Genomic DNA, 25,200 nt, shown 5'->3' with positions numbered 1-25,200 from the left:
AAGGAAAGGTTGTCACACTCCCTTAAATAAAGATAAGAAATGTCGAAACATATTTATTTTCATCTATTGTTGATTGTAAAAAGGTGGAATATACTAGTCTAATAGGGAAGCTTGTCATTTAATTTATACATATTTTTTCTTGATAGATGGTGGGATCAACCGTTAGCGACCTTTTAAAGAGAATGCAGTAAAGCGTTTTCTAATATATTGAATTGATAAGGAGGCAGATTATGAATTTTTTGAAAAGAGGGCTATTAAGCATTACTAGGAAAAAAGGGAAATCGTTGATTTTGCTTGCCATTATTTTTATTTTAGGGAATTTAATTGCAGGTGCGATATCCATTCAACAAGCGACGGATAGTGTTGAGAAGTCGATCAAGGAGAGACTTGGTACGGGTGCTACAATTGATTATGATCATGATGCTCTTAATCAAATGAGTGAAGAAGAGTGGATGGAATTTGAATGGACATCATTGAGCATAGATACTATTCGTCAAGTTGGTGAGTTGCAATACGTAAAATATTATGATTATAGTACATCAACCTATTTAGCGTCAGATGACCTTGAAAGTTATCAAGGTGAAAATAATGAATATGAAGTGATGTATGATGGTATCTATCATCCTGAGTTTCGTTTGAAAGGAACAAATTATGCACCAGTGATTGATTTTGAAGAAGAGAAATCACGGCTTGTTGATGGTCGTGTCTTCACTGAAGAGGAAATTTCAAACGGCTCAGCTGTCACGATTATATCAAAAAAGCTTGCTGACCAAAATCAAGTATCTGTTGGCGATTCTATCGTATTAACAAACGGTGTTATTAACTATACAGAAAGTGGAGAAGAGTTATACGACTCAAGAGATGTAGTTCTCGAAGTTATTGGTTTATTTGAAACGCTAACGCTAGCAGAGGACACTGAGGACAGCGATAGTGACAATGGTATGTGGGATTGGATGGATATTGAAGCACAAAATATGTTGTACGTTCCTAATGATCTTATTTTAGATGAACTGCACTATCAAATAGAGAAAGAAATCGAAATGAACCCTGAGTTCGCGATGTACTATGAAGACGGCATTGAAGAACACTATACGCCAATTTATGTCTTAAACTCAGTTGATGACGTTGAACCGTTTACAGAAGAAGTAACGCCATTATTACCTGAGTTGTATATTGTGAAAAGTGCAGTTGACCAGTACGACAGCATCGCTAAACCGATACAGTCGATGTCAAAGTTATCAGGTTATGTTTTAATCGTATCTATTATTGCTTCCGTATTAATCATTGGTTTAGTCGTTTTATTATTCTTACGTGATCGTAAACGTGAGCTAGGTATTTATCTGTCATTAGGTGAGCGTCGTGGCCGAGTGATTGGGCAAATTTTATTAGAAGTTATGCTAGTAGCCCTTATCGGTATTGCACTTTCCTTATTTACAGGAAATCTATTAGCAAGTGGTGTATCGGAAACATTAATGACAAACGATGATCAAAGCAGTGGCTTTGAAGAAATTTATTATCATGATGATATTAATACAAACGTAACAACCGATGATGTATTAGAATCGTATGAAGTTCAATTAAGCTCCACGTATATTCTTTGGTTCTTAGTTGTCGGTTTATTAACAGTCTTAGTCTCAACTGTTATACCGCTTTTATATATTGTTCGATTAAATCCTAAGAAAATATTAATGTAGAAAAAGGGGTGAACTTGATGATTTTAGAAGCAAAAAACCTAGATTACTATTATCAAGATGGGGAAAGTAGAAGGTATATTTTACGAAATACAAGTGCTTCATTTGAAAAGGGGAAATTTTATACGATTCTCGGACAATCAGGATCTGGTAAGACCTCCTTTCTTGCACTATTAAGTGCCCTAGATACTCCTCATAGTGGTGCGGTGTTGTTTAACGGAGAGGATATTAAAAAAATTGGTTATGAAAAATATCGACGCAATAATATCGGAATCATCTTTCAAAGCTATAACTTGATTCCTACTTTAACAGCAGTGGAGAATGTGCTCGTTCCGATGTCAATTACGGAGAACGACATGCCAGATGATCAAAAGACTGTCGCATATAATCTATTAGACTACATCGGAATTGTGAAAAGTAAGGCAGATCGCTATGTAAATAAGCTTTCCGGGGGAGAGCAACAGCGTGTAGCGATTGCCAGAGCTTTGGCGACTAATGTAGAGTTGATTTTAGCCGATGAGCCGACTGGTAACCTTGATGAAGAAATGGAACAAGAGATTATCGATATATTTAAACGATTAGCTCACGATCATAATAAATGTGTCATTATGGTTACTCACTCTCAAGAAATCGCTCAACAATCAGATCAGATGTTTACGTTAAGAAAGGGTGTTTTGGCGCCACATGAGTGATTTCTTATCGAAATTTAATAAAGATCAGTATGATGAGCTAGTGAATGAGAAGGGTAATGAAGAGAAGGAAGAAAAGGCAAAAGAAGAAGCTGTTCAAGCGAAGGAGGAATCTCCTCCTCCTAGTTCATCCACCCAGACAGGTCAATAGCATCGAGTGGTGGACAACGCTATGAGTCCGAAGAAATGGAGTTCGATCCAACCTATCGGAAGAAGAAACGCCGTATCCTCATTTATTCAATTGCTGGGGGAGTGGTAGCACTCCTCCTCATCTTCTTCATTTATTATCAAGCCGTCCATGTAGCAATGGAAGACTTCGTTGGACAACCTGTCTCCGAGGCTCGTGCGTGGGCTAGTGAACATAACATTGAAATTGATCTTACTCATGAAACGAGTATGGAATATGATGCAAATCATATTATTTCGCAGGAGATAGCAGAAGGAAAAAAGGTGCGAAAAGGTGAGACGATCTCCTTTGTAAGCAGTACAGGGCCAGATCCTGACGAACAAATTGAGCTTCCTGATTTTGCAGAAATGAGCCAATATGAGGCAGAAGCGTGGATCGCTGATCATAAAGCGGAGAACCTTCAATTGTTAACGGAATATAGTGACGATGTAGAAGAAGGCGGATTTCTTCGATTAGCTATTCGTGATTCAAATGTCTCTGAAGAAGAATATCGCCGGCGTGATAGTGCGATCGTTTATTATTCGAGAGGCGAGGAAGTATTTGAAAAGAATATTACCGTCCCTGACTTCAAAGGGAAGACTCGAGAAGAAGTTGAACAATGGGCGGAAACGAATGAAATTGATGTAACGTTTAAGGAAGAGGCTTCAACTGATGTAGAAGCAGAATTAGTTGTAAGTCAGAGTGTTTCGGCTGAGAAAAAGATCGCAAAAAGAGATGAAATGGATGTTGTCATTTCGTTAGGACAAGCGACAACGGTTCCTCACTTTGGTGATCTATCGATGGAGGAAGCAATGAGTTATGCTGATCTTGTCGTGATGGTTCAACAGAGGTATCACTCTGAAGTTCCTTACGGAGGATTGATTTCTCAATCAATAGAGGCAGGTACCGAGCTAACCGATCGTGACAATAAGGAAATAAAAGTTGTCTATTCCGAAGGACGCCCCTACTTAAGGGACTATCGTGGCATGCTGGAGGGTGATTTACCACGGGCATTTTACGAGGATTACCAATCAAAAGGTGCAGATATTCGCTATACGGTAAAATACGTCGATGCTCCTGAAGTAAAAGGGACAGTCGTTGGGATGAGTAAGTTCAATGAATTTGTTTCAATGTCCTATACAGTTGAAGTAAGAGTGAGCAATAACGCAAATGCTCCTGCTGCACCTGTTTGGGAAGATCCAGAACCGATACCAGATGACTTACCACCAGTTGATGGTGATACGGAAGATGAGTTAAAATAATATATTCTAAATCCTTATTTGCTAATAGTTAACCGTGAGGGTACTATAAGTAAATAAGGGTTTTTTCATAAAATGATTGAAAGTAAGGGAGCCGATTTATGATCCAACATTCTGACGAAAAGCAAATTGTCATATATTCTGAAGAAGATGAACGGCAACGATTACATGAACTATATACATTACATATACTTGATAGCGAGCCAGAGGAAGCATTTGATCGCATTACGAGGTTCGTAGCTCGATTGTTTCATGTGCCGATTTCGTTTGTATCTTTGATTACTGAAGATCGGCAATGGTTTAAATCATGTGTCGGCATTGATTTGCGGCAAACAGAAAGGGAGCTGTCGCTTTGTCAGTATGTAATTGCGACAAAAAAAACGCTTGTTGTACCTGATACAAAAAAAGATGAACGCTTTAAAAATAACCCGTTATTAGATGAAATGGGTATCCGTTTTTATGCAGGTGCCCAGCTAAGGACAAAACGTGGTCATATAGTAGGAACGTTGTGTATTGGTGATCCGAAACCTCGAGAATTTACTAGTGAAGACCAATTGACTCTTGAAGAGCTTGCTAATTGGGTTGTATCGGAAATGGAATTAAGAGCAACGATTGACCAGCAGCAAATGGAAAAGGAAGCACTACAAAAGGAAATAAAATGGGCTGGCTCATTACAGCGGCAATTGCTTCCAAGTGATTTGAATGATCCAAAAATCCAGATGAAAAGCCTTTATTTACCTAGTAATTTAGTCAGTGGAGACTTTTATAACTATCATTGGATTACAAATGATCGATTGTTTGGGTATATTGTCGATGTGATGGGTCATGGTGTACCTACTGCATTACAAACGTCGGCTATCCGGGTTTTGTTTTCACAAGCTATTGAATTGCAATTATCTTTGAAAGAAACGGTAGAATGGATCAACCGTTCTAGCATTCCATTTATGCCTGAAAACTATTATTTTACTGCATTTTTGTTTTGAATTTGATTTTTCACGTAATCGCTTATCGTATGTTAGTGCTGGAATTAATTCATTCTACAGTATAACGAAAGCAGAGGGATTACAATTTCATGATGTACATGGGAAATTGTTAGGGATATTTAAAGGTGTTACATTTCAAGAACATCAACTATCATTTCAGGCAGGTGACACGTTTATTTTTTGTTCTGATGGCTTTTCTGAGCGATTCGAATCGTCAAATGAGAAGTGGCTAGGGCAATTGAATTCAATTAAGGAAATGGCAACTGAATGTTCCCAACGTCTGAAGGATAAGAAACTAAAAGATGATACAACAGCTTTGTTTTTTTCCATTCCGTCATGATAATCATATAGGGCGTTCACTTTTTAGAGAGCACTGAAAAGGGATTTACTACTCTTATTCAGTGTTATTTTTGTTCATAAAAGAAAATAGGCATACCTAATGCCTAATTGTCGACCATTTGGCTTACGTATTGTCATTTTTGATTGAGATGATTTTAAGTCGATTGTAATAATTCAACGCAATGATAAATTTGTTTCATATTTAATAAACTTATTACACATTAATGACCTGTTAATTTGTCATGAGTGTAAAAAAATGTAACTTTTTTTTTCGTGAGCATAAAAGAGTAGCTCAATAAATGGTATAATAGACTTAATTATATTAGTAGGAGGATATCGATTGTATTGGATATTGTGCAATACACAATAACCCAAACACTTTGATAAAAAAGGTTATGCATATATTCATATTAATCGTTTTTATATTAGCACAAGTCATTTTAAACTTCTTCTTGATAGGCTCTTGGATTGCGTTTGAAGAATTAGCTGAAATCTATGGGATTCCCGTCCATTTTCTATTTATGGGTGTTCTTAATATAGGTTCGCTTGTGTTAGTTGTAACGCTACTAAAAACAGAGGAAAGGAGGCAAATTAAAAATACCGAATTAACTCACGAGGAACAATACCGTGCGTTAGTAGCCTCAGTACGTTCAGACCGTCATGATTTAAATAACCATCTTACGGTTGTAGCAGGTTTATTGAAAATTAAGAATTATTCCAGTGCCTCCAAGTATATCCACGATGTTATAGGCGAAGTGAAAATTAATAATAAAGCACTAACAATTAAAAATGCAGTTTTAGCATCTATATTATTCTCGAAAATGGAGTTATATCAAAAGAAAAATGTACCTTTTAATGTTCACATTAGTAGTGAAGGAGTGACAAGCCGTTTAACATCAACAGATTTGCTTCGTTTGATTAGTAATTTGCTAGATAATGCGTATGAAGCAACGATCGAAATGCCTGAAAGTGAACAGATAATTGGATTAGAGATGTTAGAGGAAGAAGATCATTATATAATCATTGTCAAAAACTCATGTGTTCACCAACTTGACCTCGCTCATTTAAAGCCTGGATACTCAACTAAATCGTCAAATCAGTCGAGAGGCTTTGGCTTATCAATCATTCAAGATGTTTTAAGAAAATATAATGGAACGTACGAAATAAAAAATGATCAATCGATTGTATCATTTCATTTAAAATTTCCTAAGGGAGAGAGATAATGATTACGATTATGAGTAGAACGATAGCGAAAAAGCTATGCGGTTATTTGGACAAGCAGGAAGAGGTTGAATACGTTCGTTACGGACTAGAAATTATCATTGGTGGCCTGTGGAAATGGGTTTGTTTATTTGGAGCTGCTGCGATATTAGGTGTCGTTCCAGAAATGATAGGGACATTGTTAACATTTGCTATTTTCCGAGTGGTTACAGGCGGTTTTCATTATTCTACTTATCTCAGGTGTTTAATAGCAGGATTGTTTAGTATGCTAGCCATATCAGTTATCGTATCTCACGTATTCGTTCAATTGAATGAACAGGTTTTGTTTATCCTGATCGGATGTACGTTTATCATTGGCTTAATCATGATCTACTTATATGCACCCTCAAATCACTTCTACAAAAAAATGACAAACACTCACAGGAAAAAATTACAACAAATGGCTTTCGTTTTACTGTTTGTTTGGGTTATAATAAATTATAATCTAGTATCTATTTATTACGAAATTGCTTGGGCTTCTACATTAGGTTTACTCTTTCAGCTTAGTAGTACTCATCCGCTTTCTTATAAATTAGTAAGTAAAGTGGAAAATTTAATAGATTGGAGGTCTCATAATGAAAAAGTTCATTAAAGTAGTACTAGCCTCTTTAGTTGGTGTCATTGTGTTTGTTTCAAAGACAGAAATAAGCTCAGCATCTGCTTTCCTCTTTTATCAGCCAGAGCCACCTAAAAAGGGAGAGTAAGCAAAAAACAGCTATGTAGTTAACGTCTAGGAGCGGTTATATGACTTGGTACAGTTACTTTTTAATGACATTACCCGAGACATTTGTATTAATATTAGTAGCATTAGTTCTCTTTGGACTACCAGTTAAAGAAAAGATCCGAACAATTCTGTTATTTGCTGCTGTTCAAGGAGCTTTTGCATTTTCTTTTAGTATTTTTATGCAAAACTCCTTGAAACCTTTTTTTACCTTTTTTACCTTTTTTGCACTAGTTATTTTTAATTTTCCGTTATAGTGCTTTTACTAGCTTAGTTATTTCATTAGCATCATATTTCTTTTTAGTAATTTTTGAAGTCTTTTTTACGTTTTCTTTTGCTGCAAATCTTTTCAATTAGTTATGAATCCCTCTTTGAGGTGCCGTGGATGCGAATTGCCTTAAGTAATTTGGTCGTACAATTGCCAATTTTAATGCTCACATGGCTTATACATAAATTCAAGTTGGTGATTAAATTACCTAAATTTGCTAAATAGTTCTTATTGGAGGCCTACTGATAAAACAATCAGTAGGCTATTTGCATTGGTCGAGAATAGCTATAGCTCGTAAAGTAATAAGGATCGAAAACGTGGGGGATTCTAAATAGAAAGCAAAACACTTCAATCAACCGGTTTAAATGGCCGGTTTTGAGGTGTTATTTAAAATGTAATAGGTAAAATCAAATGTACAGTCAAGTTTAAAGTTTTAGGCCGGTACGACTTTTGAAGCGTCTTAGTAATATGTGGCTTTCAACCCGGGTAATGCCTTTGAGGTCATATAACTCCTCGTTAATAAAGTATTCTAGCTGTTCAAAGTCTTCGACGAGGACGTGCATATGTAACGTGCTAGGACCGGTCATTTGATAGCAACTGGCTACTTTAGGGTTTTCAGCTAACGTTTCGGCAACTTTGACTAACGATGTAGGTTCACAGTCCACTTCAAAAAACGCCGACACTTTCTTCCCGAGCTTATCAGAATTAATGACTACGGTGAACTTTTCAATGACGCCGGACTCGGTAAGTTGGTTAATTCGCTCACGAATCGCTACGCGTGACAAACCTAACTCTTTAGCAATATCAACATATGACATTCGACCATTAACGGTTAAAAGCTCTAAGATCTTTCGGTCAGTCTTATCAATTTTCATTCGCTTCACCACTTATATGGATTTTCGATTATTATATCATGTAATGACGGAATCAATCAGCATTGGATGAAAAGGAACCATAAAGAAATAAATATAGATAAATAGATTAATTTATGTTTAAATTATTACATAATAATTTAACAAAAGAATAGATATACCTTAATTAAGGCATCTGTTTGTGTGGAGGTGATTTAGTGAATATAAAGTTGCAGAAAGATATATTTATTGCATTCTTTCGCTCATCTATTCTTGGCTATGGCGGTGGTCCGTCAGCCATACCTCTCGTACATAGAGAAGTTGTAGAACGGTATCGGTGGATGGATGATGATGAATTTGCGGATATATTAGCATTGGGGAATACTCTTCCTGGACCAATTAATACGAAGATGGCAGGCTATATCGGTTATCGTATGGGTGGCTGGATAGGTTTACTAAATGGTATTATCGCAACCGTGGTGCCTACCGTCATTTTAATAATTGCCTTAATTGGCGTTTTATCAGCATTTCGCGATTCAAGGATTGTTGCTGGGATGACCCAAGCCATTGCACCGGTAGTGGCTGTTATGCTATTTACATTAACTTACTCATTCCTGAAGCAATCAAGGAAGAATTTAGGTTGGGTTATAACGGGTATACTCGGTCTTATTAGTTTAATTGCCTATCAGTTTTTGCAAATCCATCCAGCTATCGTGATCGGTGTATTGTTACTTATTGCAGTAGTAAGTCCTGTTAAAAAAGAAAAGCAAGCTAAAGGAGAGGGCTCAGCATAACGGAGGTTTTAAGATGATTTATTGGGAAATTTTCCTTGCGTTTTTTATACCAGGTATTGTCGGCTATGGGGGAGGACCGTCTTCGATTCCGCTTATTCAAGCAGAGGTGGTGGATCGATATGGATGGTTTACCGTCTCAGAGTTCGGGGAGATATTAGCTGTAGGAAATGCTCTTCCTGGTCCGATTGCGACAAAAATGGCTGGTTATATTGGCTATGAAGTTGGAGGAATAGTAGGGTCATTCGTCGCTTTGTTTGCGACAGTAGCACCTTCATTAATTGCTATGCTATTTTTGTTAGGGATACTGTTAAAGTTTAAAGATCTCCGAAGGTAAAACGGATGACAGCTTATATTAGACCGACAATTGCGATTTTATTAGCGGTATTAGCATACCAGTTTATTGAAACATCCTGGTTTGATGCTGGATGGTTTCAAACGATCCTGTTATTAGTTGTAAGCTATATTTTGTTAGAACGAATGAAGGTTCACCCGGCTCTAGTCATAGTAGGGGCACTTGTCTATGGTGGGATCTTTTTAGGATAGTATCTATATTTAGGGATATAGGAATGAAAGTAAAGGGGAAGCTTCAAGTGGGGGCTCCCCCTTTGTTTGTGGAGCATTATTAATTTTTATTCCATTTATGAATCCCCTTTATGAATCCCCTTTATGAATCCCCTTATCAAATGGTAAAAGTGAGTGAAGGTGATTAAGTTTATTTGGATTACTAGTCATATAGATTTCTGTGACTTCCCCATGTTTAATAAAAAACTGAATCACAGAGTAAATGTCTCCATTTATATAGATGATTAGTGCAGGTTGTGTGTTTAAAGTACTTATAGAAACAGCGTATTCTACTACAGTCTTTTTACTAACGCCATTAAAAAAGGCTATAATATGTGATGGACTTTTAATTGGCCGCAGTGCTGATTTGACAACTCCTCCTCCATCCGTATATAAAATCACCTCATCGGACAATAATTGAAGGAGCTTTGTTGTTTGTTGTGATTGGAAGGCAGAAATAAACTGCTCAATAAGATCAAGGTTCTGCTTATAGCTAAGGTTCTCAGCCTCAACGGTTGTTATCTTTGCTTTTGCCCGACTATAAAGCTTGCGACAATTCGGTACTTCCTTATTGACCATTTGTGCAATCTCTTTGTAAGGAAAGTGAAAGGCTTCTCTAAGTAATAAGACAGCACGTTCATCAGGTTTTAAATGCTCCATCATCCGCAAATAAGCAATAGATAAGCTCTCCTTTTCTATTAGAAGCTCTGATGGTTCAAGGCTATCAGTTGCCAATGGCACCGGATTCCACTCGCCAATATACTGTTCTCGTTGTCTTTGCGATGATTTCAATAAGTCTAGACAGAGGTTTGTCATCACTTTGCAAAGGTATGCCTTTGGATTCAAGGGAGAGATCTCACTTTGATAGCACTTCAAAAAAGTCTCCTGAACAAGATCTTCAGCATCAGTGACGGAGCCTAGCATTCGGTAGCCTAATGAAAAGAGTAACGGTTTATAATGGTTAAATTCCTTTGAACTAATCGACATATTTACCTCCACGTTCAGTTTGAATGATTGCTAGTGCAGCCTTTTTTCCGCTGTTTGTTGCACCTTCTGCCAAAATAAAGTTCGGATCCGCCCAGTCTCCAGCTAAATAGAAACGTCGCAGTTTTGTTTCTTGTCTTAGTAATAGTCTGTCATCACCAACTTGTGGCAGGCGTTGATTTACGGTAATAGTAGGGAGAAATTGACTTGTAATGACGTGATTTTCCCATCTTGGCTGAAATTTATTTAAAAAGAGCTCTAATTCTGCTTTCACAGATACCTTATCTTCCTGATTTGAATGAAAATATCTAAAAAGATGCAGAACAACCTCGTTATTCGGGGTAAGCTTAGCATAAGTTGAATGGACAGAATAATAGAGTGCTGAGTTCAAGTCTAATCCAAATAAATCTTTTTCATGTGGCAATTTAGATAAGGCTATCTCATATGATGCCCCTTGAATCGTTTTTATGCTTGGGAATGGGCATGTTAGCCGTTGCTTAGTTATGGTTGCTAATTGCTGAGGTGGTCCTGTATAGATCACATATTTAGTGATAAACAAATCACCGTTGTTTGTTTTGATTTCCCATAGTTGATCTTGATTTAATTCTACTTCGGTGACAGTTGTTTCAGTCTTTACGACCGTATTGTAAAGAAGTGCTTGCTGATGAAGCTGGTTCATGAGCTGCTGCCAACCACCATCAAGATAAAGAGCACCATCTAATGATAGTGAAAGATGTGTGAGTACAACCTTTGCACTGATTTCCTCAGGTTCATGGCTATAGGTAGCTAATCTAGCTAAAGCATAGATAAGAGATTGAACACGTCTGGATGAAGTTGCTTGTTCTACCCATTGCTGAAATGTGCTAGCAGTGGATACTTTTTTACTGCTTCGACTGAAGCTTGTGGCTATTTTTATCCATTCAAAACGTTCCCCCATCGTTAAATAGGAGCTTTTAATAATGGATGAGAGCGTGAACGGTGCCTCGTATTTACAGTCATCATAAAGGATTGTTCCACCTAGGCTGGAGACTTCCCGTTTACATTAATAGAAAGTTCTTTAAAAATAGCTGCTGCTTTTCCATTCTTATAAAGGGCGTGTGGTCCTAAGTTAAAAAGATAACCATTTTTATTAATAGTTCGTGCTCTTCCACCGATTTCCTTCGCTTTTTCTAGCATTAATGTTGAAATATTCCCTTTTGCTAAATAGTTGGCTGCTACATAGCCCGCAAGACCGCCGCCGATAATAATAACATCCCATTGTTTCCTCATTGTCATCACTCCTCTTTGTTAATACCCTTATGACGATTCATGGTCACATATTGTGACAAATAATTGTCGAACAAATACACATAAAAACTGTCGATTTTTAACATTTAATTTACAAATTTCAAATGTAGTTATTAATTATTCGTTACAATGCATCATGAATATATATTAAGGAGGAAGAGAGAATTGGCCAAATTACGTTGTTTTCTCGCAAGTATCCTGATTTTGCAAATTGTATTGTATCCATTATTTTTCTTTGAACAACAAGCATTGGCAGAAGGCGATGAAGAGACTTCAACGCAGGAAAGGGAAGGGACATTTGAGCTTACAGTCATGCATACGAATGATACTCATGCTCATTTAGATAGAGTAGCACATAGAATAACAGCGGTTCGCTCGATTCGTGAAGAAGTGGAGCATTCATTGTTACTAGATGCCGGTGATGTCTTCTCAGGAACATTATTTTTTAACCAATATTTAGGACAAGCTGACCTTGAGTTTATGAACATGGCCGAATATGATGCAATGGTACCGGGAAACCATGAATTTGATAAAGGGCCAGAAGTGTTTGCTGATTTTATTAAAAAAGCCCAATTCCCATTTGTAAGTTCAAATATAAATTATAGCCAAGAGCCTTCCTTTAGTGACTTATTTATTGACGTGATTGGTGCACCAGCAGAAAACGGAAAGGTATATCCTGCAATTGTTAAGGAGTTTGATGGGGAGCGTGTTGGAATTATTGGTTTAACAACAGAAGATACCGTTTTTGTTGCAAACCCGGGTGATCATATTGTCTTTGAAAATTACCTAGAAAAGGCAAAGGAAACAGTGAAACGCCTTGAGGAAGAAGGGGTTAACAAAATTATCGCTCTAACGCATCTCGGTTATCGCTACGACCGAACATTAGCGGAGGAAGTAGAAGGTATTGATATTGTTGTTGGAGGTCATAGTCATACGTTACTTGATAAACCTGTTGTGTTTCATGAAAACACAAAGCCGACGTTAGTAGTACAAGCAAATGAATACGGAGAATTCCTTGGTCGCTTGGATGTAACGTTTGATGAAAATGGTGTTCTTCAGTCATGGGATGGGCAATTAATTAAGGTCGACGAGCAAGATGAAAACGGGCAATATGTGTACGAAGAGGATCCTGCTGCTACGGCACGTTTAGCTGAGCTACAACTGCCGATTGAAGAATTGAAGAAACATGTTGTCGGTCATACATCTATATTTTTAGATGCGGAGCGTGAACATATTCGTTCGCAGGAAACTAACCTAGGCAATTTGATTGCAGATGGCATGCTAGAAAAGGCACAAGAAAGTGTTGATGCACAAATCGCGTTACAAAATGCTGGTGGAATCCGTGCTTCAATTGCAGAAGGCGATATTACACTAGGAGATGTGTTAACCGTTCTACCTTTTGGAAATACGTTAGTAACCCTTGAATTAACAGGGGAAGAGATTGTAGAAGCATTAGAATTAAGTGTAAGCTCTATCGATGATGGACATGGGCGCTTTTTGCAAGTAGCTGGATTACGTTTTTATTTTGATCGAAATGAACCAGCATTTGAACGAGTATTTCATGTTGAAGTAAAGACAGAGGATGGATATGAGCTATTCAGCTCGATCAAACGTATATCGTCGCAACGAATGCATTTGCTGCTGATGGCGGTGATGGCTATACAATGTTTAGGCAAGCAAAAGATGAAGGTAGAATAACAGAACTGTTTGTGCCAGATTTTGATGTTTTTACTGATTATTTAGACCAGATCGGAACGGTTTCTGCTCCATATGATCAAACTGAAGGTCGGATTGTGGTAGGTAATAAGGAAGATTTCAATATTGACCCAGATCCAGAGCCAAGACCAGAGGAACCCGTTGACCCAGAACCGGAGCCAAGACCAGAAGAACCTGTTGACCCAGATCCAGAGCCAAGACCAGAGGAACCCGTTGACCCAGATCCAGAACCAACACCGGAAGAACCGGTTGACCCAGATTCAGACCCAGTACCAACACAAGAACCTAAGGTGCCAACAGATGACAGTAATAAGATCGAAACTGTTAAAGGCGACTCTTTGCCAAATACAGCGACAGATATGTATAATTGGTTAATCATCGGCGTGCTCTTGATTGTCACCGGAGGTTGTGGTTTACTCGTATATCATCGAATCCGTCTTGCAAAAGTAGAATAGAAAGATTAATAAAGGGCTAAGTGACTATTTGATAATGAAGTCGCTTGGCCCTTATTTTATTTAGATAATAGACATACTGTTCTATTTTGTTACCTTTACGAATATAAGGAGATTTACTTTTTCAACAATAAATATATAAAATAAGGAGCACCTATTAAGGCGACCATTATCCAGCTGGTATACCGTCTGGGTCAATCAAGTTACGACCGATTGTATCAGTACTAGTAGGAGCCATCCCCCTAGTAATAGTGCAATTGGCAGAAAAAGCTGATTGCGTGGCCCGATTAATGCTTTAGCTATATGAGGAGCCATTAGACCTATAAAGGCAATGCCACCAGTAACGGAGACAGCAGAGGCTGCAAACCAGTCTGCTTACTATAAGAAAAGAAGTATATTACATCAGCTGTTAGTAGTGGACTGATGAAGGAAATAAACGGTAACAAATAAGAAAATGAACCTGCATCAATAGGGAAGAACAAATAGTAAATAGCAACTCCAACCCCGGCACCGGCGTTAATACCGATAATTCCTGGTCTACCAGGTCTTTTCTGGTGATCCCCTTGTAAAATCCCCACGGATAATGTAAGTGCCATCCCAGCTAATACTATGATTAAAATTCGCGGTAGACGAATCGAAATTAGGATCGCCTCCTCCTTGAACGTTTCCTGACCTAAGATCGTTGGAATTATTCGATTCAAGGAAACAGAGGAGTATCCTAAGCCAATGGAAGAATGAGCTTATTAAGGGGCATTAGAAAAACACTTGATTTTAACAATTGATATAGCTTATAGTTTAATTGAGAATGATAATCATTTAATCTTAAAGGGCAGGAGTGATCGGAGTGGAGCAACAACAATATGATCTGACGATTATTGGAGGAGGGCCCGCTGGACTTTACGCGGCATTCTACAGTGGACTACGTGGAATGAAAACAAAGATTATTGAGTTTCAGCCGTATCTAGGTGGCAAAATACATATTTATCCAGAGAAAATGATATGGGATGTTGGTGGGCTCACTCCGATTACGGGTCAAAAGTTAATTAATCAGCTTGTAGAACAAGGGCTCACGTTTGATCCAACTGTTGTGTTAAACGAAAAGGTCGAATCAATTTCTAAAGATGATCACGGTGAATTCTTATTAAGGGGAAGTTCAGGTGAGTGTCACCGGTCTAAGACAGTCATCGTAGCCGTAGGTTCGGGTATATTAAAGCCACAAAAGTTAGAGATAGAAGGTGCGGAACGGTTTGAAGTGTCGAACCTTCATTATACAGTGAAGTCGTTAAAGCAATTTAAAAATCGTACGGTGATTATATCAGGTGGGGGGAATTCAGCTGTTGACTGGGCAAATGAGTTAGAGCCAATCGCGGAAAAGGTTTATTTAACCTATCGTAAGGGTGAATTGAAGGGTCATGAAGCTCAAGTGACTCAATTATTAAATAGCACGGTTTGTTGCCTGCTTAATTCCTCCATTACGAAGCTTGTCGCTAATTTGAATGGTGATCTTGTGAATAAGGTAGAAGTGACGAATCACGAAAACGGTCATACCGAATATGTAGAAATTGATGATATTATTATTAATCATGGTTATGAACGTGATTCTTCACTATTAGAGAATAGTTCATTAAACATTACAATGGAGGATGGCTTTTATATAAAAGGGAATGCAGTAAGTGAATCCTCAATTCCAGGACTTTATGCGGCAGGTGATATATTAAAGCATGATGGAAAACTGCATCTCATTGCGGGTGCGTTTCAAGATGCGGCAAATGCCGTAAATCAGGCTAAACGTTTCATCGATCCAAAAGCAAATAGCTATGGAATGGTATCCTCACATAATGAGGTGTTTAAAGAGCGAAATCGCCAGTTGCTGAGAGATATAGTTGCAAAGCAATAGGGAAAGTGCTAATGTCGCATACCAGTATTGTAAATTTTCTTTCTGTAGTAGAAAAAAAAGAATAGAAAAAATAATTGATTTGTTCTGAAAATTTGTTCTTTATTTTTAAAAAAAATGTTAAGATGTTGAATGAGTTTTTTTAAAAGTAGGGGGCAAGTTAGATGATTACATTTTTAGTAGCAATTGCATTGCTTATAATTGGATATATCTTTTACTCAAAGTTCGTGGAACGGATTTTTGTAATAGATGATACACAAGCAACTCCAGCGTATACAAAGCGTGATAATATGGATTATGTTCCGATGAGTTGGTGGAAAGGGAATTTAATTCAACTACTTAATATAGCTGGATTAGGGCCGATTTATGGTGCTATTTCGGGGGCGTTATACGGGCCTGTCGCATTTATATGGATTGTGATTGGCTGTATATTTGCAGGTGCAGTTCATGATTACTTTGCTGGTATGATGTCTATGCGTCACAAAGGGGCACAATTTCCAGCACTCGTGGGACGGTACTTAGGAAATCATATGAAATCTTTTATCAATATCGTTTCGCTTGTGTTAATGATTTTAGTGGCAGCGGCCTTTACAGCAGGTCCAGCTCAATTAATTTCACAATTAACACCGGTAAGTTTTATCGTTGCACTTATTTTAATTTTTGCCTATTTTCTGTTGGCTACGGTTTTACCTGTTAATCGAATTATTGGGCGGATTTATCCTTTATTAGGTGCCGTTTTACTGATTATGGCAGGTGCTGTTGCCGTTGCTCTAATTTTTCTGATCGTACGATACCTAATTTAACGCTTGAAAATCTCCATCCTGAGGAGTTACCGATTTGGCCATTATTGATGGTGACAATATCCTGTGGAGCGATTTCTGGTTTTCATAGTACGCAGAGCCCGATTGTTGCTCGGACGATGAAAAAGGAATCGGACGGTCGGCGGATTTTCTATGGAGCGATGGTTATAGAAGGTATTATAGCTCTTATTTGGGCCGCAGCAGGGATGACCTTTTTCTATGGAACGGGTGGCTTGCAAGAAGCATTAGCTTTAGGAGGGCCGTCTGGTGTAGTTAATGAAATTTCGTCTGAATTGTTAGGGATGATCGGTTTAATGTTAGCCATTGCGGGTGTCATTATTTTGCCAATTACGACTGGTGATACCGCCTTACGATCATCGCGAATGATTTTATCTGAGATTGTGGCACAATTTATGAACATGAAGGGGAAAGCACAGATTGCATTGGTGACCATTCCGGTTGCCATCCCAGCTTTTTTCTTAGCAACAATCGATTATACTTTTTTATGGCGCTATGTTGGCTGGACGAATCAAGTTGTTGCAACGGTTATGTTATGGACCGCGGCAATTTATCTAATGAATCAAGCTAAAAACCATTGGATATGTGGAATTCCGGCATGCTTTATGACTGGCGTAGTTTGCACGTATATTTTCTATGCACCGGAAGGCTTGGCTATGGATTATCACCTGTCGTTAGTGATTGGCGGTATCCTAACAGCCGTTGTGGTAGCTTGGTATATTAGTAAGGTTTTTCATTTTCAGCATAAAGAAGTGAACGTAAATAAATAATAAGCAAAGTCTTTCAGTTAGAATCCAACTAATTGAAAGATTTTTTTTAAAAGTTAGGGCAAGTCTTTTTGTAGCATTTCTTTAGAAAGAGGTCTTCAAATTTTCTCTATGCTATACTATAAATAGAACTTTCATATGTTAGGATGAGAAGATGAACAATGAATATCAATGTGTGGTTGATCCGTCTTTTGTTAATAAATTTAAAGCGGGATATCCACTTATCACAAGTGAAGCAATTAATGAAGAGCGTGTTTGGGAAGAAGGAGCGATTCTTCGTCTCGTAGATGGAAAGAAGCAATTTGTGGCAAGAGCTTATTATGGGAAGCAAAATAAAGGATTAGGTTGGATTTTAACGAATGATGAACAAGAAGTGATAGATGATGCATTCTTCGTTCGCAAATTTCATGAAGCCTTTCCATTGAGAAATTCGTTATATAAAGATGAGGAGACGACAGCCTTTCGGTTATTTAATGCGGAAGGTGATGGAATCGGAGGTCTAACGATTGACTATTTCGATGGATTTCTCCTAATTAACTGGTATAGTGAAGGCATCTACTTTTTTAAAGAACAAGTATTAGCGGCATTAAGAGAAACCATCACCTATCGGGGGATATACCAGAAGAAACGTTTTGACCATGGTGGTAAATATGTAGAGGAAGATGATTATGTTGATGGTGAGAAGGGATCGTTTCCACTCATTGTAAAAGAAAATGGAATACATTATGCAATTTATTTAAATGAAGGAGCGATGGTCGGTGTCTTTCTTGATCAACGTGATGTGAGGAAGACGTTGCGAGATGACTATGCAAGTGGGAAGACAGTGTTAAATACATTCTCCTATACAGGTGCATTCTCAGTTGCTGCTGCACTTGGGGGAGCGGCGAAAACGACGAGCGTTGATCTTGCCAATCGAAGTTTTCGAAAGACGATAGAGCAGTTTAGTGTGAACGGGTTAGATTATGAATCACATGACATTATCGTAGAAGATGTATTTCATTACTTTAAATATGCGGTTAAAAAGCAGCTCACATTTGATATTGTCATTCTTGACCCACCAAGCTTTGCTCGTTCAAAGAAGCATACATTTCGGGCCGGGAAAGATTACCCGCAGTTATTAAAGCAAGCGATCGCGATTACAGAGGACAATGGACTCATTATCGCATCGACTAATTATGCTCAGTTTCAGATGAAACGATTTAAGTTATTTATTAAACAAGCATTTGATGAGGCAGGAGTTTCTTATGAAATAGAGAAGGAATTTTCTTTGCCGCAAGATTTTAAAACGAGTAAATCGTTTAAGGAAGGGAATTATTTAAAAGTTGTTTTTATTCGCAAGCAACCATTTAAATAAGGGGGCGATTAAAACAGTTAAGTTAAATAAGCCTTTATGTCAAAGTATTATTAATTCAATGCCCCATCAAGTAGCGATTCTTGACCGAAAAGGAGAAATTATTGCAATAAACGAGAAGTGGGAGCGTTTTTGTTTGGAAAATGATGGCCGTCTGTCAGAGTGTAGAGTCGGAGGCAATTACTTGGAGCTTTCAGGGAAGGCTGTTCAGCTAGGCATTATGTCTGTACTGCAAGGCAAAAAGGAAGTATTCCATTATGAATATCCATCTCACTCTCCAAATGAAATGCGATGGTTTGAAATGGTAGTTACTCCTATAAAGCAATTACCAGATCTATTAAATATGGAGGGTGTCGTCATTACCCATTTAAATATAACCGATCGCAAGCGATTAATAATGCAACAGCAAAAAGACTTTGCCTTAGCACAAGCAATCCAAAAAAGTGTTTTAGTACCTCCAATTTCAAACAATGATATGATGATTAATGCACTTTTTTGTCCTTCTCGCCATTTATCAGGTGATTTATATTTATGGTATCAAATTGACGCAGATCGTTATGGTGTGATTTTGCTTGATATTATGGGTCAAGGTGTTGCTTCTAGCTTAATAAGTATGTCATTGCGCTCGCTTTTGCCAGGTATCATTCGTCGGGTTAGTGACCCTAACCGTGTTTATGCAGAGTTACATAAACACTTCCATTCCTTGTTTAAAACCGTCATTAGTTCAAAGCATTACTTTTGTACGGGGATTTACTTATATATTGATGCTAAAGAAAAAATGATTTCCTACTTTAATGCCGGTCACCCAGCCGGGGTAATGGTTGGTGATGGACGTAGCCAATTTTTAAAGCAAACAACAACGCCGATCGGCCTAAGCGAAAGGGCAGAGCCTGTTAGTCAGAAAATTAATTATGAAAAAAACGACCAACTAGCTCTTTTTACAGATGGCGTTGCGGGAACCCTAAGAATGACTGTACGTGAAAGTGAACATTATATGCTAAGTATCGCTGACGAGTGGCACCCTGAAAGATTAGAGGAGTTGGGGAAAAGGGAGTTTGCTGGTGAACAAGCAGATGATATTGCGATTATTTCAATAAAGCTATGATAACAAAAAACTGAGTGATAAAGCTTTCCACTCAGTTTTTTGAATGGAATCCCTATCTGTTTATGGTTATTACATCTTCGGAAGGAGTTAGGTAGTCATTATTTTCAATGGAAAAGCTAGTTTGATAGCGATTCATTTCAATGTACTGTGTAACTTCGTCTTCGTATAGGAAAATCAACAAAAAAATATCGTCTCTCATGCTAATATTGCTGGGATCTTTGAAATCAACTCCTGTTGTTTCCAATATACTATTGTACGGTTCAATGAGAAAGGCTTTATCCCAATCGAAATCTGTTAAAGCTAATACATTTATTTCGTTATTACTTTTATCTTTAACAATTGAATTAATAGAGGTCTCTAATTTTTTATTATGCATAGACATACATCCGGTTAAAACTATTATAGCTATAAAATACATAATAGATTTCTTCAAATGAATCCCTCCTCATTATAGTTATCACTATCATATTCCAATTTGTAAAAAAAAAACCATCATACCAAAAAATTATTCTTGTATAAAAAAAACATATGAGGTATGACAAAAGGCACTATAATATGATTCATGGTATACTATTGAAACGTGTTGGAGTGAGGGCTTCTATGAAACTTTCAAATCCAAGTATGATTTATTTAGCAGGTGATTTTAGTGTATACATATGGAAAGAGTTTATTTGTAATGGTTGCAGTAATCATTTTAGTTGGCTGTGCCCAATTAGACTTGGCGGGGAATAACTCTGTTAAGCAAGAATCGTTTGAAGGATTACGAGTTCATTTTATAAATGTCGGACAGGCGGATGCGACTCTTTTTGAGTATACAGCAGAAGGGGAAGACTATCGAATTTTATTTGATGCAGGCCATTGGCAGGAGAAGAATCTTCTAGAATATTTACAAGTAAAAGAAATAGAGCATATTGATATTATGATCGGTTCACACCCACATGCTGATCATATTGGACAAATGGATATCATTTTAGAAGCGATTGATGTAAATGAGGTGTGGATGTCTGGAGATATACTTTCATCACAAACGTTTTTAAATGTTATCGATGCCATTGAAGCAAGTGAAGTTGATTATCATGAGCCGCGAGCAGGTGAAGTGTATGATGTTGGACCGTTAGAGGTAAAGGTATTAAATCCAGACCAAATAACCGGTGATGTTCATGAAGGGTCGATTTCAATCTTATTCACATATGGTCAAACGAGCTTTCTATTAACAGGAGATGCTGAGGAAAAGACAGAACAGGCTATGATTGATCTTGGCTATCATTTAGGAGCCGATGTACTGAAATTAGGGCACCACGGCTCAAGCACGTCGACGATTCCAGCGTTTTTACAAGCAGTTAACCCGTCTGTTGCAGTTGTTTCAGCAGGTATTGATAATGATTATGGTCATCCTCACAAAGAGGTAGTAGATCGTGTGATAGAGACCGGGATTGAATTGTATGCAACGTATGAACATGGAACAATTATAATTGAATCTGATGGTGAAACGCTACAAATTGTAACGGAGCAAGATGGGGACATTGAATCTAGCAATGAGCCAGTCTTTAAAGAGGAAGAACCTATAATTGATGATGTAGTTGAGAGCAATTGCATTGATCTTAATGAAGCAAGTGTCGAGGTTCTTGAAGAAATTTCTCATATTGGTGAAGAACGTGCTCGAACATTATTGGAGTTAAGACCATTTGAATCGATAGAGGAGTTAGTGCGTATTGAAGGTATTGGTGAAGGGCGGCTTGCCGATATTATAGAAGAAGGACTTGCTTGTGTGAGGTGATCAAATGAATGTACGAGCAGTGATTGATCGAATTGTCAATGACCGTATCGCAGTTTTAGTAGCGGAAGAAGTGAACAAGGAATATTCTGTGCCGAAAGAGCAGCTTCCTGAGGGTGCTAACGAAGGGACGTGGCTCTCTTTAGTAGTTGAACAGGATCAGGTCATGGAAATGGCAATTGATAAGAACATGACTGAAACGATGGAGGAGCGAGTGAAGAATCAATTATCTCGCTTACAGCAAAAAAGCAGAGGTAGCCGTTTTAAAAGGAAGTAACGCATAGGGGTTGTCCATTGACAACCCCTATTTCCCCTTTTTTAGATGTCGCGTCAACTCATCGACGACCTCTCGAAAAGGTTGTTTCTCCTTTACCGCAAAAAAATCAACAAATGGATTACCGCTTTCCATTCGTTTTATAACAGAATCGATAGTAAAGCGGTATGGGGTTAAGTCATGATTAACTTCTTCCCACCAAAGTGGGGTAGAGACCAATCCATTTTGATTGCCACGCGGTGAGAAAGGGGCAATAAGAGTTTTTCCGAGATCATGTTGAATGTAGTCGATATAAAGCCGATTGTATCGTTTCTTTTTTAAACGTTCAGTCGTAAACTGTTCAGGATAACGTTCGCATAAATATGTGGCGATAAAGTGGGTAAATAATCGTGTTTCCTCATACGTAAATGTATCATCAGGTAAAGGCAAATAAAGCTGGAGGCCTTTTCCTCCGGACGTTTTCACATAACTATAAAGCCCAAATCGGTCAAATAGCTCTTTCATTTGTAAAGCTGCCTCTACGGCTAACGAAAACTCATTTTCAGACGGTGGATCTAAATCAAAAACAATTTCAGAAGGCTTAATTGAATCAAACGGTTGGAAAGGGATATGAAACTCTAATGCAAGCTGGTTGCCAAGCCATAATAGTGTTTGGATATCCTGGCATACAATATAATCAATCCCTTCCTCCTGTTTCGTTTTGATGAAGCTTGGAGCATAATCAGGACACTGCTTTTGGTAAAACGATTCCCCATCTACACCGTGTGGATAACGTATTAATGTTAGGCAACGATTTTCTAAAAAGGGCAAAAGAAAAGGAGCGATTTTCTGTAAGTATAAAATATACCGGTCTTTATCCATCTCTAAGTTTGGCCAAATCGGTTTATCAGGATGAGTAATTGCGATTGATTCAGGAATCGGGAAAAGCTGACGTTGCATTTGCTTCCAAGTACATGATTGAGGATCCTGATCAAGCTGAAACTCGTAAAACATTGGTTCACGAAGATGCTTCCCATCAAAATCAATACAAGCAATGTTTAAACAAACGGCTGGGTCGATCGTCCATTGTTCAGCAGCCTGCTTCTGACCGTGATCACGGAAAAAAGACACTAGTGTAGCCTCTTGCTCCTTTGATAGCCCGTGTTTAAAGTCAACGATGTCAATCCATTCAGACCCGTTAAAAATAGCCCCTTTAAAATAACCATTTCCCCGATCGTAGCTAGATAACACGACAGTGACAAGACGCCAATGCTTTATTTTCACCCATTGTGTCGTGCGTATTCCCTTTTCCCATTTACTAGTAAGATGTTTAGCAATCATTCCTTCGCCATTATAGGCTACGATTTCTTCCCATAGTGATTTACTATCCTGTGTGTGAAAAATGCATTGAACTTTTTTTTCGCTTTTGATGTTAGGTTGTAAAGGTAGATTCACTTTCGAAAAGATGTTATGTAACTGTTCTTTTCGTTTGGAAAGGGCCTGTTTTGCTACATTTTCTCCTTTTCCCAATAGGAGATCAAAGGCAAGAAAATGGCACGGGAATCGCGAGCTATAAGTAGCAATGCTTGACTGGTGACGAAGACGCCCTCGCGTTTGAACAATTGTAAAGTCACTTACTAGAGGGTGTGTAAAGAAAACAAGCTCGCCGTCTAACAGAAGTGGGAGGTAAGGCTCTACTTTTTGTTCGTATTGTATGCAAAATTCTATAATCTCTGGAAATTGCTCATTTAATACGCGACCTGTTCGACTATATAAAATAGGCTTCGCTCTCTCCCATTGTAATAAGCAGCGAAAGCCGTCGTATTTCGCTTCATAAATCCAGCTGTTTCCTGTAGGTGTTGTTTCGCTGGGAGTTAAACGCATTGGTTTCATCGTTACCACCTCCTATGATGGACGCTCGGTGCTTTTCTTAAAAGAGAGTATAAAAATTGCAGGTTGTTGAGCGTCGGCTCCACTCGTTTCATGGCATAACTGAAAGGAGACCGCTTCAGTTATGCGTGAAACCCATTGTAACGGCTCCGCACGTCGCTTAAAGAAAAGAAGCTAATGCGTCTTTTCTTATAGTATGTTCATTAGTCAGATACATAATTTATGTTGATTCGTAAATAGTAAGAAAAAAAGCGGGTGAGTCGATGCATACAGTTTGGAAAGGTAGCATTAGTTTTGGACTTGTTAATATACCGGTTAAGCTTCATACTGCAACGGAAAATAAAGATATTAAGCTAAGGCAAATTCACAAAGATTGCCACACGCCGGTTAAATATGAGAAGGTGTGCCCTGGCTGTGAAAAGGAATTAGAACAGGATGATATTGTGAAGGCTTATGAATATTCAAAAAACAAATTTGTCATTTTAGACGATGAAGAGCTGGAAAAGCTGAAAAAGGAAAATGAAGATAAGTCAGTTGAGATTATCGATTTTGTTAAGCTTGAGGAGATTGACCCAATTTACTTTGAGCGAAGTTATTTTATGGCTCCTGACAGCGGTGGGGCAAAGGCCTATTCACTTCTCCGCAAGGCATTGGAGGAGTCTGGCAAGATTGGTGTCGCAAAAATTATTATTCGGTCAAAGGAGCAGCTTGCGGTTGTTCGTGTGTATAAGCAAATGCTCTTAATGGAGACGATTCACTTTCCTGATGAAGTACGTAAGGCAGAGGATGTGCCGAATATTCCTGAAGAGCAGGAGGTTGCTAAGAAGGAGCTTGACACTGCCCTGCTGCTTGTCGAGCAGCTAACAACAACGTTTGAACCTGAGAAATACTCAGATGATTACCGTACTGCATTAATGGAGTTAATCGAGGAGAAGAAAACAGGCAAGCATACGGTAAGTGCAACGGAAAAAGAACCAGAGAAAGCGTCTAATGTCACCGATTTAATGTCGGCACTTGAAGCCTCACTTGACCGTACAAAGAAGAAAACAACGAAAAAACGGAAAGCACCTGCAAAAAAAACGAACACGCAAACGAGGAAAAATGCGTAACGACAAAGTAGTCGGAATAGATAAATACAATCGGTTTTACGTCCTGAAAAAGGCATCATGCTACTTTTCAGGACGTTTTATCGTTAGTAATCATATTTGTGCCTCTTCTCCTTAATTTCGTAGTAATTTTTAAAGTGTATGACTGATAGTGGTAATATGGGGAGTATAGTTATCTTTTGTTAATAGGTGGTTGATTAGCACTATATGTTTTTTCTGAG

At 38.1% G+C, this 25,200-nt stretch carries 25 protein-coding genes and 3 pseudogenes; 21 read left to right on the top strand and 7 right to left on the bottom strand.

The window, feature by feature from the left end; all coding sequences use genetic code 11:
• The first annotated feature begins 230 nt into the window (after nt 1-230).
• The 10 genes from JCM19034_RS17805 (at nt 231) to JCM19034_RS17770 (ending at nt 7,365) form a co-directional block, all read left to right on the top strand.
• The gene (locus JCM19034_RS17805; RefSeq protein ID WP_062051899.1) at nt 231-1,694 is read left to right on the top strand and encodes an ABC transporter permease; all 1,464 of its coding nucleotides are present in this window, start codon (nt 231-233) and stop codon (nt 1,692-1,694) included.
• A 17-nt stretch (nt 1,695-1,711) separates the two neighbouring features.
• Entirely contained in the window at nt 1,712-2,383 is a 672-nt protein-coding gene (locus JCM19034_RS17800) for an ABC transporter ATP-binding protein (protein WP_197276446.1), read from the top strand.
• Nucleotides 2,376-2,531: a hypothetical protein gene (locus JCM19034_RS22005; RefSeq protein WP_156324049.1), complete on the top strand. Its 156-nt coding sequence runs from the start codon at nt 2,376-2,378 to the stop codon at nt 2,529-2,531. The genes JCM19034_RS17800 and JCM19034_RS22005 overlap by 8 nt, the downstream gene beginning before the upstream one ends.
• Before the next feature lie 35 nt (nt 2,532-2,566).
• Complete coding sequence (locus JCM19034_RS17795) at nt 2,567-3,808, top strand: PASTA domain-containing protein (protein ID WP_062051896.1); 1,242 nt, start codon at nt 2,567-2,569, stop codon at nt 3,806-3,808.
• Between the two features lie 98 nt (nt 3,809-3,906).
• The gene (locus JCM19034_RS17790) at nt 3,907-4,788 is read left to right on the top strand and encodes a GAF domain-containing SpoIIE family protein phosphatase (protein ID WP_062051894.1); all 882 of its coding nucleotides are present in this window, start codon (nt 3,907-3,909) and stop codon (nt 4,786-4,788) included.
• Nucleotides 4,754-5,128, top strand: a complete 375-nt coding sequence (locus JCM19034_RS21265; RefSeq protein WP_082394199.1) for a SpoIIE family protein phosphatase — start codon at nt 4,754-4,756, stop codon at nt 5,126-5,128. Before JCM19034_RS17790 ends, JCM19034_RS21265 begins: the two co-directional genes overlap by 35 nt.
• A 394-nt stretch (nt 5,129-5,522) precedes the next feature.
• On the top strand, nt 5,523-6,350 hold the full coding sequence (locus JCM19034_RS17780; RefSeq protein WP_062051890.1) for a sensor histidine kinase: 828 nt from the start codon (nt 5,523-5,525) through the stop codon (nt 6,348-6,350).
• Nucleotides 6,350-6,979: an accessory gene regulator ArgB-like protein gene (locus JCM19034_RS17775; RefSeq protein ID WP_062051888.1), complete on the top strand. Its 630-nt coding sequence runs from the start codon at nt 6,350-6,352 to the stop codon at nt 6,977-6,979. Before JCM19034_RS17780 ends, JCM19034_RS17775 begins: the two co-directional genes overlap by 1 nt.
• Complete coding sequence (locus JCM19034_RS21260) at nt 6,963-7,091, top strand: cyclic lactone autoinducer peptide (RefSeq protein ID WP_082394197.1); 129 nt, start codon at nt 6,963-6,965, stop codon at nt 7,089-7,091. Before JCM19034_RS17775 ends, JCM19034_RS21260 begins: the two co-directional genes overlap by 17 nt.
• A gap of 40 nt (nt 7,092-7,131) precedes the next feature.
• Nucleotides 7,132-7,365, top strand: coding sequence for a hypothetical protein (locus JCM19034_RS17770; protein ID WP_062051886.1), 234 nt, complete (start codon nt 7,132-7,134; stop codon nt 7,363-7,365).
• 436 nt (nt 7,366-7,801) lie between these two features.
• On the opposite strand, the gene JCM19034_RS17765 is transcribed toward JCM19034_RS17770, so the two are convergent.
• Nucleotides 7,802-8,251 (bottom strand): Lrp/AsnC family transcriptional regulator, encoded by a 450-nt coding sequence (locus JCM19034_RS17765; protein WP_062051884.1) that lies wholly within the window; start codon nt 8,249-8,251, stop codon nt 7,802-7,804.
• 194 nt (nt 8,252-8,445) lie between these two features.
• On the opposite strand from JCM19034_RS17765, the gene JCM19034_RS17760 reads away from it, so the two are divergent.
• Both JCM19034_RS17760 and JCM19034_RS17755 read left to right on the top strand, forming a co-directional pair.
• On the top strand, nt 8,446-9,021 hold the full coding sequence (locus JCM19034_RS17760; protein ID WP_062051883.1) for a chromate transporter: 576 nt from the start codon (nt 8,446-8,448) through the stop codon (nt 9,019-9,021).
• Between the two features lie 13 nt (nt 9,022-9,034).
• A pseudogene (locus JCM19034_RS17755) lies at nt 9,035-9,564 on the top strand (chromate transporter).
• Nucleotides 9,565-9,672: 108 nt separating this feature from the next.
• Here JCM19034_RS17755 and JCM19034_RS17750 read toward each other — a convergent pair.
• The 3 genes from JCM19034_RS17750 to JCM19034_RS17740 all read right to left on the bottom strand — a co-directional run bounded on the left by JCM19034_RS17750 (nt 9,673) and on the right by JCM19034_RS17740 (nt 11,835).
• Nucleotides 9,673-10,569: an RNA polymerase sigma-70 factor gene (locus JCM19034_RS17750; RefSeq protein WP_062051881.1), complete on the bottom strand. Its 897-nt coding sequence runs from the start codon at nt 10,567-10,569 to the stop codon at nt 9,673-9,675.
• The gene (locus JCM19034_RS17745; protein ID WP_062051879.1) at nt 10,559-11,503 is read right to left on the bottom strand and encodes an FAD-dependent oxidoreductase; all 945 of its coding nucleotides are present in this window, start codon (nt 11,501-11,503) and stop codon (nt 10,559-10,561) included. The genes JCM19034_RS17750 and JCM19034_RS17745 overlap by 11 nt, the downstream gene beginning before the upstream one ends.
• Nucleotides 11,504-11,583: 80 nt before the next feature.
• Complete coding sequence (locus JCM19034_RS17740; protein WP_062051877.1) at nt 11,584-11,835, bottom strand: NAD(P)-binding protein; 252 nt, start codon at nt 11,833-11,835, stop codon at nt 11,584-11,586.
• Between the two features lie 183 nt (nt 11,836-12,018).
• Between JCM19034_RS17740 and JCM19034_RS17735 the strand changes: the two genes are divergently transcribed.
• Together JCM19034_RS17735 and JCM19034_RS22000 are read left to right on the top strand one after the other, a co-directional pair.
• Nucleotides 12,019-13,551 (top strand): bifunctional UDP-sugar hydrolase/5'-nucleotidase, encoded by a 1,533-nt coding sequence (locus tag JCM19034_RS17735; protein WP_062051874.1) that lies wholly within the window; start codon nt 12,019-12,021, stop codon nt 13,549-13,551.
• Complete coding sequence (locus tag JCM19034_RS22000) at nt 13,518-14,024, top strand: hypothetical protein (protein ID WP_062051873.1); 507 nt, start codon at nt 13,518-13,520, stop codon at nt 14,022-14,024. The genes JCM19034_RS17735 and JCM19034_RS22000 overlap by 34 nt, the downstream gene beginning before the upstream one ends.
• Before the next feature lie 113 nt (nt 14,025-14,137).
• Here the strand turns inward: JCM19034_RS22000 and JCM19034_RS21250 are convergent.
• Nucleotides 14,138-14,749: pseudogene (locus JCM19034_RS21250) on the bottom strand (iron chelate uptake ABC transporter family permease subunit); the annotation flags it as partial.
• A 116-nt stretch (nt 14,750-14,865) separates the two neighbouring features.
• On the opposite strand from JCM19034_RS21250, the gene JCM19034_RS17720 reads away from it, so the two are divergent.
• The 4 genes and pseudogenes from JCM19034_RS17720 (at nt 14,866) to JCM19034_RS17705 (ending at nt 19,956) form a co-directional block, all read left to right on the top strand.
• Complete coding sequence (locus JCM19034_RS17720) at nt 14,866-15,918, top strand: NAD(P)/FAD-dependent oxidoreductase (RefSeq protein WP_062051869.1); 1,053 nt, start codon at nt 14,866-14,868, stop codon at nt 15,916-15,918.
• A gap of 161 nt (nt 15,919-16,079) precedes the next feature.
• A pseudogene (locus JCM19034_RS17715) lies at nt 16,080-17,503 on the top strand (carbon starvation protein A).
• Between the two features lie 151 nt (nt 17,504-17,654).
• On the top strand, nt 17,655-18,854 hold the full coding sequence (locus JCM19034_RS17710) for a class I SAM-dependent rRNA methyltransferase (protein ID WP_062051867.1): 1,200 nt from the start codon (nt 17,655-17,657) through the stop codon (nt 18,852-18,854).
• Nucleotides 18,823-19,956, top strand: coding sequence for a SpoIIE family protein phosphatase (locus tag JCM19034_RS17705; RefSeq protein ID WP_062051865.1), 1,134 nt, complete (start codon nt 18,823-18,825; stop codon nt 19,954-19,956). The genes JCM19034_RS17710 and JCM19034_RS17705 overlap by 32 nt, the downstream gene beginning before the upstream one ends.
• Nucleotides 19,957-20,008: 52 nt before the next feature.
• On the opposite strand, the gene JCM19034_RS17700 is transcribed toward JCM19034_RS17705, so the two are convergent.
• Entirely contained in the window at nt 20,009-20,389 is a 381-nt protein-coding gene (locus JCM19034_RS17700; protein WP_062051863.1) for a hypothetical protein, read from the bottom strand.
• Nucleotides 20,390-20,602: 213 nt separating this feature from the next.
• Here JCM19034_RS17700 and JCM19034_RS17695 point away from each other — a divergent pair, with 213 nt between their 5' ends.
• A complete protein-coding gene (locus tag JCM19034_RS17695) occupies nt 20,603-21,733 on the top strand; it encodes an MBL fold metallo-hydrolase (RefSeq protein WP_231687026.1) in 1,131 nt (376 codons plus the stop codon).
• A gap of 4 nt (nt 21,734-21,737) precedes the next feature.
• Nucleotides 21,738-22,007, top strand: a complete 270-nt coding sequence (locus tag JCM19034_RS17690; RefSeq protein ID WP_062051861.1) for a DUF3006 domain-containing protein — start codon at nt 21,738-21,740, stop codon at nt 22,005-22,007.
• Between the two features lie 27 nt (nt 22,008-22,034).
• Here JCM19034_RS17690 and JCM19034_RS17685 read toward each other — a convergent pair whose 3' ends face one another.
• Entirely contained in the window at nt 22,035-23,876 is a 1,842-nt protein-coding gene (locus JCM19034_RS17685; protein ID WP_062051859.1) for a DNA ligase D, read from the bottom strand.
• A 260-nt stretch (nt 23,877-24,136) separates the two neighbouring features.
• On the opposite strand from JCM19034_RS17685, the gene JCM19034_RS17680 reads away from it, so the two are divergent.
• Nucleotides 24,137-24,982: a Ku protein gene (locus JCM19034_RS17680; protein ID WP_062051857.1), complete on the top strand. Its 846-nt coding sequence runs from the start codon at nt 24,137-24,139 to the stop codon at nt 24,980-24,982.
• Nucleotides 24,983-25,200 lie beyond the last annotated feature (218 nt).

This window comes from Bacillus sp. JCM 19034, assembly GCF_001310635.1.
Lineage (GTDB): Bacteria > Bacillota > Bacilli > Bacillales > Bacillaceae_D > Halalkalibacter.
This window is presented reverse-complemented; position numbering and strand designations above follow the sequence as displayed.